The sequence below is a fragment of the Corallococcus exercitus genome, from assembly GCF_003611585.1.
GTDB classification, from domain to species: Bacteria; Myxococcota; Myxococcia; order Myxococcales; family Myxococcaceae; genus Corallococcus; species Corallococcus exercitus.
The window spans coordinates 1-17,630 of record NZ_RAVW01000188.1 but is presented as its reverse complement, the minus strand read 5'-3'; the positions used below and the strand labels follow the sequence as shown (position 1 = coordinate 17,630).

Sequence of the window (17,630 nt, the reverse complement as noted above, 5' to 3'; positions counted from 1 at the left end):
CCGCTGACGGATGCCACGGGGCTGCGCGGGGTGGGCGCCTCTCCGCCAACCGCGACGAGCGCGTCTTCGAGCAGCCGGATGTCTTCCTTCCCGGCCGGGAGAAGGGAAGCCAGCACCTCTCCTTCGGCCACGGCATCCACTTCTGCCTGGGCGCGCAGCTCGCGCGGATGGAGGCCCGGCTCGCGTTGGAGGCGCTCGTCCCGCGCATCCGCGCCCTGCGGCTCCGCTCGCCGGACATCGAGTGGCTCCCGGGGCTCACCATCCACGGGCCCCGGACGCTCCCGGTGGAGTTCGTCCCGGCCTGAAGCCGGGCACTCCATCTCGGAACAGTGGAGGGCCGCTCTGCCGTATCCTCGGCGGATGACCCTCCTGGTGCAGTGTGAGTTTCGGGTGCAGCGGCCTGACAATGAGCCCGAGTTCATCCGGCTCGCCCGCGCGTTGGCTTCCGCCGCCGCGAGCGAACCGGGGACGTTGCGCTATCAGTGGTTCGTCACCCAGCGGCCGGGGCACTACTCGATCCTCGAGGAGTACGTCGACGCCGACGCGGCCGAAACGCACAACGGGAATGTGGGAGCACTGCTCGTCCAACTCTTTTCCGTGGCCGAGCTGGTGTCGGTGTCGTTCTACGGCGAACTCAACAAGTACCTGCGCGACTGGGTCTCCGGCCGGGACGGAGTCGCGCTCAACGTACCGTTGTGACCCCAGCCTGCGAATGCCGGGTTGATTCCCCACCGGGTGCGCCGCGGCTCCGCCCTCACGCGGGGATCAGCGTCCGGGCGACATGCTGGATGTAGTCCGCGCGAGCGCGGCTCGAGCTCAGCGTCTCCGGGCTGGCGATGGCCAGGTGCAGGAGCCCCACGTACGTGGAATACGCCTGCAAGGCCCAGTTGCGCGCCTCGCGGGCCGGCAGCCCGAGCGCACGGTACAGCTTCACCAGGTAGTCGAGCCGCCGCTGTGACACCCGCGCGAGGACCGGCTGGATGCTCGGGTCCGAGGCGGCGCCCGCGACGATGGCGACTTCAATCTTCCCATGCGGGCCCAGGTCGAACGTCAGCGCCAGCAGCTGGTGCAGCCGTTGCTTCGGGTCCGGCAGGGTCTCCAGTCGCTGGATGAACTCCGTGGTCGCCAGCTGCTCCCAGCGCGCGAGCGCGGCCTGGAGCACGTCCGCGCGGTCCTTGAAGTGCCAGTAGAAGCCGCCCTTCGTCACGCCCAGGCCGCGGGACAGCCGCTCCACGGACAGGGCCTCCACGCCCTCCGCGAGGCTCCAGAGGGCGGCGTCCGCCCAGTCCTCCGCTGACAGCCCCGGCCCCCGGTGCCGCTTGCGGATGTCCTCGATGCTCCGGAAGGGCGAAGGCTCCGGCGGGCGGGAAGTAGGGCGGCTCATCGTCCAGCGCAGTCTGGCGGAGCCCCTCCCGGAGGTCCAGGGCGCGTTCCCGGTGGGCCGGCGCTATACGGTGCCGTATCGGGATACGCTACCGTATCCGATGACAGGAATGGGGGCCGTGCATGCGGGTGACGATAGGGACGTTGCTGATGCTCGTGGGAGGAATTCACGGCGCCATCGGGTGGGGGCTCTTCTGGTTCCGCGCCTCCGCTCCGCTGCCGGAAGTGCTGCGTCCCTTCGCGCAAGGCGCGGACCACGTGGACGTGAAGACGGTGGAGTCGGAAGCCACGCTGCGCGAGTTCCTCGCGGCGCTCCTGTCGTACCAGCCCGCGTGGATGACGGCCCTGTACGGAGTGCGCGCCGTCTTCGTCCGGTTGCTCGGGATGCGCCAGCACGGTCTGCCCCGGCCCCGGCGCCTGCGCCCGGAGGACATCCCCATGGCCCCGGGGAGCCCGGCCTTGTTCTTCACCGTGCGCCACGCGGAGGAGGAACACGTCTGGGTGGTGTCCGCGACGGACCAACACCTGGACGCGACCCTCGCCGTCGTGATGGAGCCGGGCGGTGGGCCCCGGCGGCGCTTCCACGTCGTCACGCTGGTGCACTACCGGAACTGGGCCGGGCCCGTGTACTTCAACGTCATCCGGCCCTTCCACCACCTCGTCGTCGGGGGCATGGCGCGCAGTGCGGCGCGCGCACCGGGCCCGGCGTAGCTGGCGCCGAGCGGAATGGAATTTTCCATGGCAATGGACTCAAGGCGTTCACCACGAAATGAACGCACCTGCTTTCCAGGACTCGCCGCTCGTCGCTCCCACGCGGTGCTCTAGCATTGCGTGGCAGTGCACGTTCAACCGGGCAGGAGAGACATTGCAATGAATTGGCATGCGTTCCGGCAGCAGACTGGCAGCTTCAAGCGTTCCGCCCTCCTGGGGCTGGGCGCCGCGATGACATTGGGACTCTCCGCGGCGGCCGTGCTGCTGCCCGCGGAGGCGGCGGCCGAGGACAATCCGTGTCCCTTCTCCGGGGTCCTGTGCCTGTTCGACGGCCCGGACTTCACCGGTGAGGTGTGGAACGTCATGGCCTGGCCGCCCGGCGGCGCGGGGACCTGTGTGAACCTCCCCGAGCACGGCTGGGAGGACCGGGCCGTTTCCGCCATCAACAACGGCCCCTACACCGCATCGCTGTTCCTCAACGAGGACTGCGTTGGCGGTCCCTATCCCATTGGCCCCGGCGAGTGGGTGAGCCCCCTGAGCTTCGCGCCCAAGAGCGTCTGGGTTTACTGAGCACCGGCCCCGGAGGCCGGCGCGCTCGGCCTCCGGGGTTCAAGCCTTCGCACCCCGGCCGCGCCAGAGCCGCAGCGTGGCGAGGAGTCCCAGCACCGTCAGGCCTCCTCCCGCCTGCGTGCAGCCGCCCTTGGACGGGCTGCTGATGGGATCCCCGTCCGGCGTGCCTCCATCGTCCCCGGTGCCCGCGTCCACGGACTGCGTGGCGCAGCTCAGCTCGAAGTCCACGTTCAGCGGCGGCAGCGTGAGGTTGGCGTGCTCCAGCGTCCCTTGGAGCGTGGCCTGGTGGCGTCCGGGTGTGAGGCCCAGGCCGGGCGGCAGCGGGTTGTTCGGCGTGCAGACCGTGTAGAGGAACAGCAGCGGCCGGTTGTACTCGTACTGGTGGCTCTCGTAGTTGTCCGCGCCCGTCGACGTCAGCCCGTGGTGATTGCTGAAGGACCAGGGCTGGCCGTCCACCTCCACCGTCCAGTGCACCCAGGGCAGGAAGGGCACCAGCTCCGCTGACGGGGTGAAGCGCAGCGTGGTGGACTCGCCCTCCTGCGTGCTGCCGCAGTTCGAGTCCCCGTACACCGGGAACATCCCCCGGCTCGGCGTGTCCACGCTCAGCGTGCCCAGGGTCGTGGGCGGGGGCCGCTCCGGGCCCGCGGTGAAGGTCGCTGATTGGGATTGCGTCTCCCGGTACTGGCAGATGCCCTTCGCCTCGATGCGGTACTGCGTGCCCGGCACGAGCGGCGCCTTGGGGACCAGGACGTGCGTGGTGCGGGCGCCATCCGCCAGCGTGAAGGGCACCGGCGTGCCATCCGACTGGAGCAGCCGGAGCGTGGAGACGTCCGTGCTCTCCAGCAGCGGTGGCCTGACCACCAGCCCGGGGACGTTCGCGGGAACCGTTCCCCCGTCCTCGGGAAGCGGGAAGCGAACGTCGATGAGGCAATTGGGCGCGGCGCAGGCCTCCGCCGATGGAGGCGCGAATGCCCCCAGCCCCAGGAGGAACATCCCCACCGTGCTCCATGTCCAAGCGTGTCCGTGCATTTGCTTCATCAGACACCGGAGCCCGGCGAAGTGGGACATCGCTCAGGACCGGCGCCGCCAGAGCCGGAGCGTGGCCAGGAGCCCGAACACCGTGAACCCTCCGTTCGCCTGTGAGCATCCGTCGCGCAGGTCCTCGGGCTCGACATCCGGGGCGGGGGCGGGCTCCTGCTTCGGGCACGCCAGCTCGAAGGAGACCTCCATGGGTGGAAGCGGCGTGCCGGACTGTTCAAGCACCGGGCGGAGCGTGGCCACATGCCTTCCCGGGGGGAGGCCCTGGTCCGAAGGGGCCGGCTCGTCGGACAGGACCCGGCAGACCGAGTAGACGATGAGCAGGTCATGGGCGTACGCGAACCGATTCGGGGGCATGACGTTGCCCGCGGCGTCCACCGCGCCATGCGGCGCCGTGGCCCACGTCTTTCCATCCACCTCCAGCGTCCAGTGCACCCACGGCAGGAAGGGCACCAGCTCCGGCGCGGGGGTGAAGCCCAGCGTCACCGTGCGGCCCTCCACGCCCACGGAGCAGGTCGAGCCGCCCCAGACCTGGAAGGTCGCTTGCTGCTCTGGCTCCGCTCGCAGGGTGCCGGACGCCGCCGGCAACGTGACCGCCGGACCCGCCGTGAACGACACCTCCGCCGCGCCGGGCTCCTGCGGAAAGCCACCGCAGAGGTCGTGGGCCTCCAGGCGATAGTGGGCTCCGGGAACGAGTGGAGCCGCCGGAACAACGAGCCCGCTCCGGTGAGGGCCCGGCAGGAGGGTCGCCTCCACGTCGGCGCCGTCCTCCGTGCGCAGGCGCAGGGTTTCGAGCTCCTTGCCGTACACGGGAAACGGCAGCATCACCAGTGCCGGCACGTTCGCGGGCACGACCGCGTCCGGGGGCAGGGGGACGCGGACCTTCGCGGGGTCGCACACGGGGCCGCCGCAGGCCTCCGCGGAAGGGGGCCGCACGATGCCCCCGCCCAGCAACACCGCCACCGCGCCCAAGGCCTTCCATCCGCGTGTCGTCATGGCCTTGAGACACGTGAGACCGGTGCGTTGGGACACGCCGTCCGACGGCGCCAGAGGCGGAGGGCCGCCAGGAGGCCCAGCACCGACAGACCGCCTCCGGCCTGCGAGCACCCCTTGGCCTTCAGCGGAAGGCCGTCATCCGGATCGGGGCCCGCCTCAGCGCCGGGGTTGTAGCCGCCGTCGGCGCAACCGCACATCCGGCGACACGTCAGTTCAAACGAAGCCTCCAGCGCGGGCAGCGCCGTCTCCGATTGTTCGAGCACCGGGCGCAGCGTGGCCGTATGCACTCCAGGCGCAACGCCCATGGCCGAGGGCGGCAGGCCGGAGGGCTCGTTGCCACAGAGCGTATAGACCGTCAGCAGGTCCCGCATCGTCCTGAACCCATCCGCGGGCCGGGCGCCGCCGTTGGCGTCCACCGCGCCGTGCGGCGCCGTGGCCCACGTCTGTCCATCCACCTCCAGCGTCCAGTGCACCCAGGGCAGGAAGGGCACCAGCTCCGGTGCGGGCGTGAAGCCCAACGTCACCTGGCTGCCCATGATGTCGGACGAGCAGGACGCGCTGCTGTCCCAGACACGGATGGCTCCGTACTGCGTGGCTCCCGCCTGGAGCACGCCGGTCGCCGTGGGCAGCGCGACCTCCGGGCCCGCGGTGAAGTCCGCCATCGCGGCGAACGGCTGCCCCGTGTGGCCGTCGGAGCAGGGGACGCTTCCCTCCAGGTGGTAGCGCGCTCCGGGAACGAGCGGCGCGGCCGGCACGAGGACGCCACTGCTTCCAGGACCCTTGAGGAGGCGTGCCTCCACGTCCACGCCTTCCTCCGTGCGCAGTCGCAGGCTCTGCTCCTCCACCCCTTCATGGGCAGGGGGCACCACCACCAGGGCGGGCACGTTCGCGGGGACGACCGCGTCCGGGGGCAGGGGAACATGGCTGCCCTCCACGGTACACAGGGGGGGGCTGCATGCCTCCGCCGAAGGGGGCCTGACCAGGCCAATGCCTCCCAGGAACACTCCGACCGTCAGGGCCGTCCATCCGTGTGTCTTCATGGCCCTTGAGACACGCGGGCCCCTCGCGCTGGGACATGGCGCTTTCGCGACGAAGCAGGCCCGGGGTGGGCCGCGACCGTTCAGCGCGCGGGAGCGACCGTCCGGCGCACGGACCCGGGATGCGGCCATGCGAGGAGCGGATACTGCCGCGCATGCGACGCAAACTCGTGCTGCTGGTGCTGGCCGTGGCGGTGTGGCTGCCGTCGCTGCACCTCGTGTTCCAGCCCCGCGACCGGAAGGCGCTGGCGGCGGCCCTGGCCTCGCGTCAGCGCGCGTTCTCCCTCCAGGAGTCGAGCGCCGAGCGCGACGTGCTCCACCGCACCAACCCGGAGTGGGACCTGATGGTGCGCACCTTCTCCGTGCTGTCGTTCGCGAACCTCGCGCTGGCGGAGCCCTGGCGGAGGGCCGAGCACCTGGAGGTCGTGGACGCGCTCATCGCCCGGACGCTGCGCGACGAGCAATGGGCGCCCGAGGCCTTCTTCCTGCCCTACGTACACGCGGGGCCCTTCAAGGATTCCGCGGGGCGCAGCCTCTTCGTGGACGGGGAGCTGGCGCTGATGCTCGCCGCGCGCCAGGTGGTGGCGCCCCGCGCGGACTACGCGCCGCTGCTGCGCGAGCGCGTGGACCTCATCACCGCGCAACTGGAGCGGGCGCCGGTGCTCGCCGCGGAGAGCTACCCTGACGAGGGCTGGACCTTCTGCAACACGGTGGCGCTCGCGGCGCTGCGCCTGTCGGACAGGGTGGATGGGCGGGACCATGGCGCGCTCCTGGCCCGGTGGGTGGCCTCCGCGCGGAAGAACCTGTCCGACAGTCGGACCGGTCTGCTCGTGTCGAGCTTCACCTACGACGGCGTGACGAAGGACGGGCCGGAGGGCTCCACGCTGTGGCTCGCCGCGCACATGCTCCAGGTGGTGGACGCGGACTTCGCGCGCGACCAGTACCAGCGGGCCCGCGCCGCGCTCCTGGGACAGGCGTTGGGCTTCGCGTGGGCAGGGGAGTGGCCCTCGGAGGCGGGGGCGGTGCAGGACATCGACTCCGGGCCCACGATTCCGTGGGTGAACGCGAACGCGGGCTCCAGCGGGCTCGCGCTCGTGGGCGCGGCGGCGTTCGATGACGAGGAGGCGCTGGACGGGCTGCTCACCAGCCTCCACTTCGCGGCCTTCCCGGTGCACGACGACACCGGCCTGCGCTTCGCGGCGGGCAACCCGCTCGCGGACGCGGTGCTGCTGTACGCGCTCGTCGAAGGACCCCTCTGGCGCCTCGCGCGGGCGCCGCGGCTGGAGGCACACCGATGAGGCGTCATCCGTTTGTCATTGCGGCGCTGGGCCTCATCGCGCTCTTCGTGGGACTGCACCTGGGCGGGGGGCGTGAGTCCGTGGGCGTGCTGTCCGGGACCGTCGTGGGCGGCCCCTGGCGCATGGGCCTGGGCATCGTCTACACGCTGGCCTGGTTCGGCGCGGTGCTGGTGGCGCCGGTGCTGCTGTTGGCGGGGCTCGCGGACGGCGTGCTCGGCCGCGTCCGCCGTGTGAGGCATTGAGACTCGCTTCAGCGCCGGTACAACGTGCCGCCCTTCATCACCAGACGCACCTGGCGCACGGTGGCGATGTCCTGCGTGGGGTCGCCCTCCACGGCGACGAGGTCCGCGAGGAGCCCGGCCTTCACCTGCCCGATGCGGTCCTCCCAGTGCAGCATGCGCGCGTTGCCGGAGGTGGCCGCCTGGAGCGCCTGCGCGGGCGTCACGCCGCTGGCCACCAGCAGCTCCAACTCGCGCGCGTTCTCTCCATGGGTGAAGACGCCCGAGTCCCCACCCACGCACAGGGGCACGCCCGCGGCCAGCGCGGCCTTGAGGCCCTCGCGCTTCTTCTTCGCGGACTCGGGCTCCGGATCCACGCCGCGCTTCCAGCCCCGGTACTGGAGCATGGCGTCGCCCGCGGCCAGCGTGGGGCACAGGAACACGCCCCGCTGGGCCATCAGCTTCCAGACCTCCGGCGTGCCCGCGTCGCCGTGCTCGATGCTCTCCGCGCCCGCCAGCACCGCGCGCTTCATGCCCTCCGGCGTGCTCGCGTGCACGGCCACCGGACGCCCGCCGCTCCGGGCCGTCTCCACGATGAGGCGCATCTCCTCCTGGGAGAACGTGGGGAGCGCCTCGCCGCGCGGGCCCCAGCGGTAGTCGCCGTAGACCTTGATCCAGTCCGCGCCGCGCCCCATCTGCCCGCGCACCGCGCGCGTGAGGCCGTCCACGCCGTCCGCCTCCTCCGCGCCCTGGGGCACCGTCCATTCGGAGGCGAAACCCTTGGGGCCATAGCTGCCGGTGGCGACGAGCGCGCGCGTGGTGACGACCATGCGGGGGCCCGGGATGATGCCCTGGTCGATGGCCTGCTTGAGGCCCACGTCCGCGTCCCCCGCGCCCTCCGTGCCCAGGTCGCGCGTGGTGGTGAAGCCCGCCAGGAGCGCCGCCTTCGCGTGGTTCGTGGCCCGAGCCACGCGCAGCGCCAGGGACTCCTTGAGCACCTGGTCGTCCCACTTCGCCTCGTTGTACGGATGCAGGAACAGGTGCGAGTGGCCCTCGATGAGCCCGGGCAGCAGCGTCGCGTTGGGCAGGTCGATGACCTCCGCCCCCTCCGGCGCCTTCACGCCCTGCGCGGGCCCCGCGGAGACGATGCGCTCGCCGGTGACGACCACCACCCAGCCCGCGTGGGGTTTGGGGGTGGTGCCGTCGAAGACGCGTGCCGGACGCAGCACGTAGGAACGGGCAGGGGCCTGGGCCCGCGCGGACGCGGAGCCGAGGACCCCGGACAGGACGGTGGCGAAGAGCAGGGCGCGCATGTGGGGGCGCAGTCTGCGCGCGCCCCCGCCCTGTCTTCAACGGGTCACTGCGCCAGCGCGCGGAACACCTTGGTGTCACCGTCGTAGCTGTTGGGGTTCCAGTACACCTTGTCCGCGCCGTCCCGGCCGTCGATGTCCGCGAAGAAGAAGCCGGTGTTCTCCGAGTTGCTGAAGCCGGTGTTGTCCATCACCGGGCTGCCCGCGAAGTTGGTGCCGGTGCTGGGGTACACCTGCATCCGGCCCTCGCGGAAGCCCGGCCGCCAGAAGACCTTGTCCGCCTTGCCGTCGCCGTCCACGTCCGCGAAGTAGAAGCGGGACGTGTCCACGCCGCTGGTGCCCGCCTCGTGCAGGAAGAACAGCGCGAAGGCCCCCGCGCCGGTGGAGCGGTACACGCGCGTGCGGCCCCCTTCCTGGTCCGGGTTCCACAGCACGCGGTCCGCCTTGCCGTCGCCGTCCACGTCCGCGAAGTACACGCGCGTGCCCACGCTGGTGTTCGCCCCGGTCGTGCTCGTCACCGCGGCGCCGAAGGACACCGTGCCGTTGCACTTCGACACGAAAGCGTCGAACGCGCCGGACTTCTGCGTGGGGTTCCAGCGCACCAGGTCCGCGCACCCGTCGCCGGTGATGTCCGCGAAGAAGAAGCGCGTGGCGTCACTGGTGCTGGCCGCCTGCGTGACGGCCACGCGGTCGCCGAAGGTGCCGTCGCACTTCGCGGGGTAGATGCGCACCTCGCCGTCCCCCAGGTTGGGCCGCCAGAGGACCTTGTCCGCGCAGCCGTCGCCGGTGACGTCCGCGAAGAAGAAGCGCGTGGTGGCGACCCCGCTCGTCGCGCCCGTGTTCTTCACCGCCGCCTCGAAGCCGCCGTCGCACTTCGACCTCGCCACCCACGTCTCGCCCTCACCCACGGCGTAGTTCCAGGTGATGCGGTCCGCGCAGCCGTCGCCGGTGACGTCCGCGAAGAACAGCTGCGTGCTCGTGGAGGTGCCGTTGGGCGTCGGGGAGAGGGTGGAGCCCGCGGAGAAGACGGCGGGGCGGATGGTGGCGAGCACCGCGTAGTGATCCGACGGCGTGATGCCGCCGCTCTCCGTCCGGTCGATGGCGGGCGCGGACGACGTGAGCGCGCCCCCGTTGTGGAAGATGTAGTCCAGCCGGTTGTACTTCGTGGACGTGGAGCCGCTCCACGCGTTGTTGAACGTGGCGTCGTCCACCCCCGTCACGCCGTCGAAGCGCGCGGTGCGGAAGAGCCGGGCCCCGGACTCCAGGTTCTCGATGGTGGCCTCCCCCGGCGTGGACTGCCCCTGCGCGTCCGAGTTGAAGTCCCCCATGGCGATGACCGGCAGCCCGCCGGGCTTCGTGGCGAGGAACGACGCCATCTGCTCCGCCTCCTTGAGCCGCCCCAGCGAACACTCCGCCGAGTAGGCGAAGTGCGTATTGGCCACGAAGTACACCTGGCCGGACGTCAGGTCGCGCAGGCCCACCCAGGAGATCTTCTTCCCTTCCGCGTGGCTGAAGCACGTGGCGGTGGAGGCATAGGGATTCACGAGCGGCTCGTTGCCCTGGCCCACCTCGGAGGCAATCTCGAAGCGGCTCTTCTTGAAGAAGATGAGCTTCGGACTGCCACCGCCCGGGTTGTGGACGCCGTAGGGCTTGTCCGTGCCCGTCAGCCCCTCGATGAGGTCCGCGGGGATGCTGGGCCCGCCCGCGGGCGCCTGGGCCTCCTGCACGCCCACGATGTCCGCGTTGTTCGCGAGGATGCGCTGGATGACCGCCGCCTTGCGGTTGGGCCACGCGCGGATGCCCGTGTCCAGGGGACCCCGCACGTTGTACGTCATCACCCGGAAGGCCTTGTGGCCCGTCGCCGCCAGCGCCCGCGCCTGCCCCAGCAATGCGTCACGGGAGGGCGGCTGTTCCCCTTCCGGCCCGCAGGCCAGGAGCAGCGTGGTGGACAGCGCGACGGAGCGCGCGAGACGGGAACGAAAGCATCGCATGACTGCGATTATACATGGAAAACGAGAAATAACATCAATTCCGTTTCCATACGGGAACGGGCCGGAGGTCTCACGGCGCGTGCGAGACCGCGCCCGGCGAAGGTTGCCGGACGCGGCCTCAAGGCTGACTGCGATTGCGTGCTACTGGCGCACGACGCGCTTGAGCTTGAAGGGCGAGGGGGACTCGCTCATCGTGTAATAGGCCGTGCCGGTCGGGTCGTACTCGATGGCCTCGCCCTGGCCCTCCACGGTATCCGTCAGGGAGACGGGCGTGGCGGCGAACGCGGTCTCGAAGGCCGCGCCGGTGGCGGCGCGGAACTCATACACCTTGCGGTAGGTGCGCAAGAGGAAGCGGTTGGCGCACGGGTGGATGGCGCCGGACGTGGCCGCGCCGTAGTTCGTATCCGTGGTGGTGGGCAGCTGGAGGTTGGCCACGAACACGAGCGTGCTCATGGTGCCCGGCGTGGGCAGCGGCTGGGGGAACTTGTAGACCTTGCTCGCGCCCGCGTAGGACTTGGTGATGATGTAGATGTCGCCCGTGGTGGGGTGGACCATGATGGTCTCCGCGTCCTTGGGCGTATCCGGGTACTGGAACGGGAAGGCCTCGGCGGTGAGGTTGCCGCTCGTCTGGCCCGCGCCGATGTTGGGCTCCGGGATGCGGTAGACGGCGAAGGTGGACGGCGGCGTGGGGAAGTTGGCGCTCGAGCGGCCGATGTCGCCCATGTAGATGCACTGGCCGGCGGGGCACGGGCCGCTGGCGACGTCCTCCCAGTCCGCGGGCGTCACGTTGGACACGTTGAAGGTGCCCCGGGTGCTCGCGTCCGCGGTGCTGATGGCGACGATGGCGGTGGTGTCCTCGTTGTGCGCGTAGATGACGCCCGGCGTGAGGCGGCTGGCGGCGAGGCCGGACGGCTCCACCAGCGCGGGGGCCGTCACGGTGCCCTGGGTGGTGTACGCGGTGGAGAAGGTGTCCCCCACGGAGCAGGACGCGGAGGCGTTGGCCGCGCGCAGCGCGACGACCTGCGCGGTGTTCGTCTCCGCGTAGGGCGACGAGCCGTTGAACGAGCCCTGCGCGCCCGCGGCGCCCAGGTCCTTGTAGGCCACGTTGTAGATGACGCCCGTGGACGAGGACACGAGGCAGGTGTCCACGGGCTCGGTGAAGCCCGCGGGCGGGACGATGGGGCTGTCCGGGCACGCGGCGCCGGTCCACAGCTGCGAGCCGAACCACACCGCGACGCCGTTGGCGGTGCTGGTGGTGAGGGCAGGCGTGTTGAAGCTGGCGGTGAGGCCGTTCTTCTGGCCCGTCTGCGCGTCGATGGGGTTGGCCGTGTCCGCGCCGGAGAACGCGGAGATGCTGCCGGCCATGTAGCTGGCGAGGTCGATGGTGAACGCGTACGTGGTCGGCTCGGAGGCGGTGGCCACCTTGTAGAAGACCCACGCCTTGATCTGCGAGGCGCTCTGGTCCGAGCGCACCAGCGTCCAGCCCGCGGGAGGCGTCGCCACCGCGGCCACGTTGTTGCGGTTGATGATGCGCGCGAGCAGCACGTCACCCACCGCCGTGCCCGTGGGCTTGGCGATGCTCAGCGACGTGCGCGTGCTGCCACCCGCCGTGGCGCTGCTCCGGTACGCGATGGCGGACACCGCCTGCCGGGCGGTGGCGACCTCCTGCTCGGGGAGGGAAGGGGCGTCCGCGTCCAGCGGCCCGCACCCGGCGAGCGCGAACAGCGACACCGAGCACAGCATGCGTGAAAGATTCCGGTTGAAGAACGTCAAGATTGCTCCTGCGAGGGGGATGAGGCGGTACGGCAGGAGGTTGTCGGCGGGACGCGGAAAGTGTTGCGGATCCCGCGCGCGAACGGCCCGTGCGTTGGCTGTGATTGCAAACTTCCGCGAGCGGCCTTTCCTCGCGTGCGCGGGTGTGGAAGAGGGTAGGGCATGAAGCGCCACGCCCCCGCCACCGAACGCAACCGCGAACCCCTGCTCACCGTCCTCCGGGAGGTGCTGCCCGCGTCGGGCACGCTGCTGGAGGTGGCGAGCGGCACCGGCCAGCACGCGGCCTTCTTCGCGCGAGCCTTCCCGGGGCTGACCTGGCAGCCGACGGACGGGGACCCGGCGGCGCTGGAGAGCATCGACGCGTGGCGCGCGGAGGAGGGGCTGTCCAACCTCCTGCCCGCCCGCCTGCTGGATGCGGGTTCGGACACGTGGCCGGTGGCGCACGCGGACGCCATGCTCTGCGTGAACATGATCCACATCGCGCCGTGGACGGCCTGCCAGGGCCTGATGCGCGGCGCGGCGCGGGTGCTGCGGCCGGGCGGACGGCTGGTGCTGTACGGGCCCTACTTCGTGGAGGGGAAGGAGACCGCGCCGAGCAACCTCGCCTTCGACGAATCGCTCCGCGCGCGAGACCCGGCGTGGGGCGTGCGCGAGCTGGGCGCGGTGACGGCCGAGGCCGCGCGCCACGGACTCCAGCGCGAGCGCGTGGTGGAGATGCCCAGCAACAACCTCACGGTGGTGTGGAGAACGTGAGGTTGTGCCAAGTCTCGTGAACCGGTTGCGTGGCGTTGAGACTAGGGGACAGCGGGGGCGGCGACCGCCGGCGGAGGGCTCGCTACCGGGACAAAGGTCACGGTGGCGCGCTGCAGCTGCCCCTGCGTGTTCAGTTCAAGTTCGGAGTATGGCCTGCCTGCCGCAATGATGTTGTCTACGCTGCCCGTGCCAATGGCATCGTTCTCGCTCACATCCTTGTCGATGGCAACCACCTGCAACGAACTGCTTTCGGTCAACGTCACAACCTTTTGGCTTGGGCAGGAGCCTTCATGTTGATCCCTGGCGAAGCAGGTGTCGATTTGCTCTCCGTCAAGGACGACTGTGACAAATGGATCTGGTGGATTGCCAAAAGCATCCCACGGCTTCCCATTGGCTTTGGTCGTAGCAACCTTGAACCCAATGTTGGTCAGCCGATAGCGGCCTGGGGTGAATCCTCCTCGCTGCCATGCCAGCTTGGGACTGAATATCTCCTTCATGACCTTGTATTCGATGAAGATAGGAGAAGGCTTTTCTGACACTTGGAATTCTTCGTTGAGTCGTGAGGCATCGACCACGATAGGGATGTGGGTTTTGTTCTTGGCCTCAAGACCCTGCAGGTGAACATACTTCTTGAGCTGATACCGCTTCACAGTTGTATCGACGTCGGCGCCCGCAGACATCAGTTCCGTTGCTGCTTCCGCCGTGAAGGTCGAAGCATCTCCTTCAATGATGACGTTTAGAGCCCAACCATAGAATACCTTCTGGGCCACGATGGGGGCGGTGTCGAGTTGCTTGCCTGGATCCAGTGTAGCAACTTCTTGTAGATGGTAGACGCGGAGAGCCATGTACCTCTTCTCGCCGGAGAATCCGACGTTCATGGACGTGGCCAGCACGCGCGCGTGAGCTTTGATCTTGAACTCGTTGTCTAGCTGCTCGAACTGGGAGAAGTACTGGTTCTCTGGCACCCGCTTGACTTTGGTAGCGAAAACGCGATGCGTTTTTCCATCTGAGTCTGTGTCGGAGAGGCTTTCGTCAAATCCCATGCCAAGCACATCGGCAGAGGTTCCTATAGGTGCCGCCAGCACGAAAGTCTGTCCGGGGGCAATTTTCTCGAAGTTAGGTCCGTCTTCAGCTGCGAATGAAACGAATGGAATGCAGACACAGGCCGCAAGACACAGGGCAACCCTTGATGAATGGGGCATTACTCTTCCTTGATAGGCGGGCAGGAGAGCGTCGTCGCGTTCTCGCTCTGCGCACGGCTCGACTCTACCGGGGCTCGCCATGTGGTTCCAAGTTAGCGGCCGAGTCGAGGCATCGTTTTGGGTCAAACCGCCACATTGAAGCCATGCCTCTGGAGTAGTCCGAGACGGACAGGGAGTCCGTCTCGGGGTTTCTTGAGTTACATGCCGGGGCAGTGGCCGCCCTTCATCTGACGGGCGGTCTCATGGACCTCGTCGATGAGCTGGCGCTTCTGCATCTCGTCCTGGGCGGAGTAGGTGATGGTGATGCCCTCCGGCGTGTCTGTCGCCACGGCCTTGGCGGGGACGGTGGGCGCCCCGGCCATCATGCTCCGGTTGCCGCCGCCGCCACCTGTGCCGCTCTCGTCACGGCCGCTCTGCTCCTCCGTGGAGGCGTCGCCCAGGTCCTGCTCCTGCGCCAGGTCCAGGGGCGTCTCCACCGCGCTGGTGCGCTTGGACTGCTCGTCCAGCATCCGCCGGGCGCGCGTCTGGAGGTCGGACACCTGGGCGGTGTCGGACGTGGTGAACATGAGCGCCACGCCGTCCGACGTGTCCTGCGTCTGGACCTGGGTGCCCGGCACCGACATGGGGCAGCGTTGGTCCGCCGTGGACGGCATCGCGGTGGACTGGGCGGAGGCGGGCATCGGCTGCTTCGACTCCTCCTTGTGCATCCCCTTCTTGGAACAACCGGCGGAGAAACAAAGCGCCGCGGCCGCGGCGAGCGTCAACGGAAGTCGGGACATGGGCATGGTGTGCCTCCTCTGTCGTGGGTTCGTCGTGCGGCAAGGTGGAGAGGTGATTCCCCCTGCGCAACACGCCCTCCACGCCGCTGTGCCTGAAGGCCCCACCCCCTGGATGGAACCCTTCATCGCGGAGCCGACACGCCGGTGCGCGGCTCACCACACGGCTTCGAGCTGGAGCATCACGCCGTGCTTCTCGTAGTTGCCGTTCGTGGAGTCGTACGCGTGGCAGAGGTGTTCCGCGCCCTCGCAGGCCGCGGCGTCGTCGTCCGTCAGCCGCATGTCGATGTTGGAGCGGTTCACCAGCAATTCGTAGCGCGCGGTGAGCCGCAGGTGGCTCGACAGCCGGGCGCTCACGGTGGGGGCCAGCACGAAGCGCGTGTCGTGGCGGCGGCGGGCGTTCCACGTCTCGGTGTCGCCGCTGGTCGTCACGACGCGCAGCGAGTTGTCCTCCAGGTAGCGGCGCCACTCCACGTCCGCGTCCAGGCTGGCGGTGAGCCATGGCAGGGGTTGCCACCGGCCGGCGGCGCCCACGGCGTGGCCCGTGAACCCGAATGGAATGACATACGTCTGCGATACGAGGGTCTCGTCCTCGCTGGTGAAGGACTGCTCCAGCGTGCCGATGCGGTCCTGCCGGTAGCGGTACCACGCCGTGACGCTCGCCAGCCCCAGGCGCCATTCCTGCGACAGCGTCGCGTCCAGGCGTGGGCCGGTGAGATAGGCGAACTCCTCGCCGAGCCCGTCCTTGCCGGCGGCGCCCAGGTCCAGCCGCGTGGTGGTGTGCTCGGTTTCATCCCAGACGAGCCAGGCGTTGGCGTTCACGGAGGCCTGGAGCCCCCGGAAGTCCTCCAGGCCGGTGAAGAAGATGTCTCCCCCCGCGAGGAGCCCCACGCGCACCCTGCGCGCGGCCTCCCACTCCACGGCCGCCGTCGCGCGGTGGAGCTGGAGTGAGTAGTCCCGCACGGAGGAATTGGAGTAGGCGCGCTGGCTGCCGCCGTAGGAGAGGGCCGCGAAGAGTCCATCGGACAGGCGGAAGCGCGCGGTGAGGCCCACGCTGGCCTCCGCGAAGGCGCTCGCGGTCACCACGTCCGCGTTCGCGCCGGACACGTCGCGCGCCGCGACGCCCACCTGGAGCACGTTGCTGTCGAAGCCGGGCCCCAGGCTCGCGGAGGCCCAGAAGCCCGGGCCGCTGGAGCGCAGGCCGTAGGAGAGCAGGTCCAGGTACTGGTGCGCCGTCTTGCGGTCCAGCGGGCTCAACGTCAGCTCCAGCGCCGCCGTGAGGTCCTCACGGGCCTCCGTGCGAGAGCCCAGGCGCCAGGCGGAGGCGCCGGCCATGAGCCGGGCCCGGCCGGAGTCGGGCTGCCGCGTCGCCGCGCGCAGGAAGTGCGCACGGGCCTCGTCGAAGCGGCCGGCGTCGAAGGACGCGAGCCCCTGACGGTAGGCCTCATCGCCTTCGTTCACGGCGGGGGCGAGCAGGGCGCGCAGCTCCTCCACCTGGAGGGCCTCTTCCTTGGAGGCACCCGGCGCGGCGCGCTCCGCCCACTGCGCGGCGCGGTCCGGGGCGCCCGCGTCGAACGCGGCGAAGCCCGCGTTGATCCATGCCGCACGGGCGAGCGGAGCCCCTTCACGGACGCGGGCGAAGGCTTCCTCTGCCTCCTCGAAGCGGCCCAGGGCGTAGAAACACGCGCCCCGGTTGAAGTTCCAGGAGTCAGGCTCCGGAGCATCCGGCGCATGCCCCGCGGCATCGAAGGCTTCCAACGCTTCAGCGGGGCGGCCGGTGCGGAAGCGGGCCAGGCCCACGAGGTACAGCGCGGCGCCGGACGGTGGGGCCTGGAGCGCCTGTTGTTCGGCTTCCGCGTACCGGCCCGCCGCGAAGGACTGGCGCGCGTCCTCCAACGGCTCCCCGGCCGCGAGCGCCACCAGGAGCAGCAAGCCCGTCCACACCCATCGCGACGTACCGCATTCCCCGCACGGGAGCGAGGGCAGCGCGCCGCGCCCACGGTCACGCGTTGAAGGAAGGGTCCCTCCAGTGGACCCGGTGCGCACCGACCCAGCCCGTTTCCATGACGGAGCCAGGCCTTCGGACATGACCCCTGTCCATGAAGGGACTCCCGGTCCGCGGCGCACCGCGGAAACCTGTCCGACAGTCGGACAGGTTCGGGCCACTGCCGCGGGTGCCCCCGGGCTGGTGCGCTCCCGCTGGGACTTGGCTCGTCACTCACTGTGGCTGGGAGCCTCCGCTCCAGCCGAGCAGCGGAAACCTGTCCGACAGTCGGACAGGTTTTGGACCACTTCCGCAGGTGCTCCCGGGCTGGTGCGCGCCCGCTGGGACTTGCCTCGTCATTCGCTGTGGCTGGGAGCTCCGCTCCATCCGAGCAGTGGAAACCTGTCCGACAGTCGGACAGGTTTTGGACCACCGCGCGCGGCGGGCCCCCGGTGCTGACGGGCTCCTGCTGGCGTTCCCCAGCCGTTCGCTTGCCTCGCGGCCTCCGACGGGCTCAGTGCCGGGGCTGCTGAGTGGGGGGCTGCGGGGGCTGGCTCTTATACACATCTCCGAGCCCACGAGACATGCGC

17 protein-coding genes are annotated in these 17,630 nt (G+C 70.0%); 7 read left to right on the top strand and 10 right to left on the bottom strand.

Annotation, left to right across the window (positions count from 1 at the left end; all coding sequences use genetic code 11):
* A partial coding sequence (locus tag D7W79_RS45795; protein ID WP_147442013.1) for a cytochrome P450 occupies window positions 1-305 on the top strand: 305 nt, incomplete at its 5' end.
* A gap of 55 nt (window positions 306-360) precedes the next feature.
* Entirely contained in the window at window positions 361-699 is a 339-nt protein-coding gene (locus tag D7W79_RS22620; RefSeq protein ID WP_120527465.1) for a putative quinol monooxygenase, read from the top strand.
* 55 nt (window positions 700-754) lie between these two features.
* Here D7W79_RS22620 and D7W79_RS22615 read toward each other — a convergent pair whose 3' ends face one another.
* Window positions 755-1,384, bottom strand: coding sequence for a TetR/AcrR family transcriptional regulator (locus tag D7W79_RS22615; protein WP_167497726.1), 630 nt, complete (start codon window positions 1,382-1,384; stop codon window positions 755-757).
* 122 nt (window positions 1,385-1,506) lie between these two features.
* On the opposite strand from D7W79_RS22615, the gene D7W79_RS22610 reads away from it, so the two are divergent.
* Together D7W79_RS22610 and D7W79_RS22605 are read left to right on the top strand one after the other, a co-directional pair.
* Window positions 1,507-2,094: a DUF2867 domain-containing protein gene (locus tag D7W79_RS22610; RefSeq protein WP_120527464.1), complete on the top strand. Its 588-nt coding sequence runs from the start codon at window positions 1,507-1,509 to the stop codon at window positions 2,092-2,094.
* Between the two features lie 159 nt (window positions 2,095-2,253).
* The gene (locus D7W79_RS22605) at window positions 2,254-2,664 is read left to right on the top strand and encodes a peptidase inhibitor family I36 protein (protein ID WP_120527463.1); all 411 of its coding nucleotides are present in this window, start codon (window positions 2,254-2,256) and stop codon (window positions 2,662-2,664) included.
* Between the two features lie 39 nt (window positions 2,665-2,703).
* Here the strand turns inward: D7W79_RS22605 and D7W79_RS22600 are convergent, their stop codons facing one another.
* The 3 genes from D7W79_RS22600 to D7W79_RS22590 form a co-directional block, all read right to left on the bottom strand.
* On the bottom strand, window positions 2,704-3,657 hold the full coding sequence (locus D7W79_RS22600) for a hypothetical protein (RefSeq protein WP_244221909.1): 954 nt from the start codon (window positions 3,655-3,657) through the stop codon (window positions 2,704-2,706).
* Between the two features lie 78 nt (window positions 3,658-3,735).
* The gene (locus D7W79_RS22595) at window positions 3,736-4,698 is read right to left on the bottom strand and encodes a hypothetical protein (protein ID WP_120527461.1); all 963 of its coding nucleotides are present in this window, start codon (window positions 4,696-4,698) and stop codon (window positions 3,736-3,738) included.
* A complete protein-coding gene (locus tag D7W79_RS22590) occupies window positions 4,695-5,633 on the bottom strand; it encodes a hypothetical protein (protein WP_147442012.1) in 939 nt (312 codons plus the stop codon). The genes D7W79_RS22595 and D7W79_RS22590 overlap by 4 nt, the downstream gene beginning before the upstream one ends.
* Before the next feature lie 257 nt (window positions 5,634-5,890).
* On the opposite strand from D7W79_RS22590, the gene D7W79_RS22585 reads away from it, so the two are divergent.
* Both D7W79_RS22585 and D7W79_RS22580 read left to right on the top strand, forming a co-directional pair.
* Window positions 5,891-7,033, top strand: a complete 1,143-nt coding sequence (locus D7W79_RS22585; RefSeq protein WP_120527459.1) for a linalool dehydratase/isomerase domain-containing protein — start codon at window positions 5,891-5,893, stop codon at window positions 7,031-7,033.
* Complete coding sequence (locus tag D7W79_RS22580) at window positions 7,030-7,275, top strand: hypothetical protein (RefSeq protein ID WP_120527458.1); 246 nt, start codon at window positions 7,030-7,032, stop codon at window positions 7,273-7,275. Before D7W79_RS22585 ends, D7W79_RS22580 begins: the two co-directional genes overlap by 4 nt.
* Before the next feature lie 8 nt (window positions 7,276-7,283).
* On the opposite strand, the gene D7W79_RS22575 is transcribed toward D7W79_RS22580, so the two are convergent.
* The 3 genes from D7W79_RS22575 to D7W79_RS22565 all read right to left on the bottom strand — a co-directional run bounded on the left by D7W79_RS22575 (window position 7,284) and on the right by D7W79_RS22565 (window position 12,295).
* The gene (locus D7W79_RS22575) at window positions 7,284-8,564 is read right to left on the bottom strand and encodes a metal-dependent hydrolase family protein (protein ID WP_120527457.1); all 1,281 of its coding nucleotides are present in this window, start codon (window positions 8,562-8,564) and stop codon (window positions 7,284-7,286) included.
* 44 nt (window positions 8,565-8,608) lie between these two features.
* On the bottom strand, window positions 8,609-10,552 hold the full coding sequence (locus D7W79_RS22570; RefSeq protein ID WP_120527456.1) for an FG-GAP-like repeat-containing protein: 1,944 nt from the start codon (window positions 10,550-10,552) through the stop codon (window positions 8,609-8,611).
* A 141-nt stretch (window positions 10,553-10,693) separates the two neighbouring features.
* Complete coding sequence (locus tag D7W79_RS22565; RefSeq protein WP_244221908.1) at window positions 10,694-12,295, bottom strand: cell wall anchor protein; 1,602 nt, start codon at window positions 12,293-12,295, stop codon at window positions 10,694-10,696.
* Window positions 12,296-12,487: 192 nt separating this feature from the next.
* Here D7W79_RS22565 and D7W79_RS22560 point away from each other — a divergent pair, with 192 nt between their 5' ends.
* Window positions 12,488-13,078: a DUF938 domain-containing protein gene (locus tag D7W79_RS22560; RefSeq protein WP_120527454.1), complete on the top strand. Its 591-nt coding sequence runs from the start codon at window positions 12,488-12,490 to the stop codon at window positions 13,076-13,078.
* Window positions 13,079-13,119: 41 nt separating this feature from the next.
* Here the strand turns inward: D7W79_RS22560 and D7W79_RS43270 are convergent, their stop codons facing one another.
* From D7W79_RS43270 to D7W79_RS22545, 3 genes are all read right to left on the bottom strand, one after another.
* Entirely contained in the window at window positions 13,120-14,280 is a 1,161-nt protein-coding gene (locus D7W79_RS43270) for a hypothetical protein (protein ID WP_147442011.1), read from the bottom strand.
* Between the two features lie 197 nt (window positions 14,281-14,477).
* Window positions 14,478-15,065, bottom strand: a complete 588-nt coding sequence (locus D7W79_RS22550) for a hypothetical protein (RefSeq protein ID WP_147442010.1) — start codon at window positions 15,063-15,065, stop codon at window positions 14,478-14,480.
* A 147-nt stretch (window positions 15,066-15,212) separates the two neighbouring features.
* A complete protein-coding gene (locus D7W79_RS22545) occupies window positions 15,213-17,000 on the bottom strand; it encodes a tetratricopeptide repeat protein (RefSeq protein ID WP_208729805.1) in 1,788 nt (595 codons plus the stop codon).
* Window positions 17,001-17,630 lie beyond the last annotated feature (630 nt).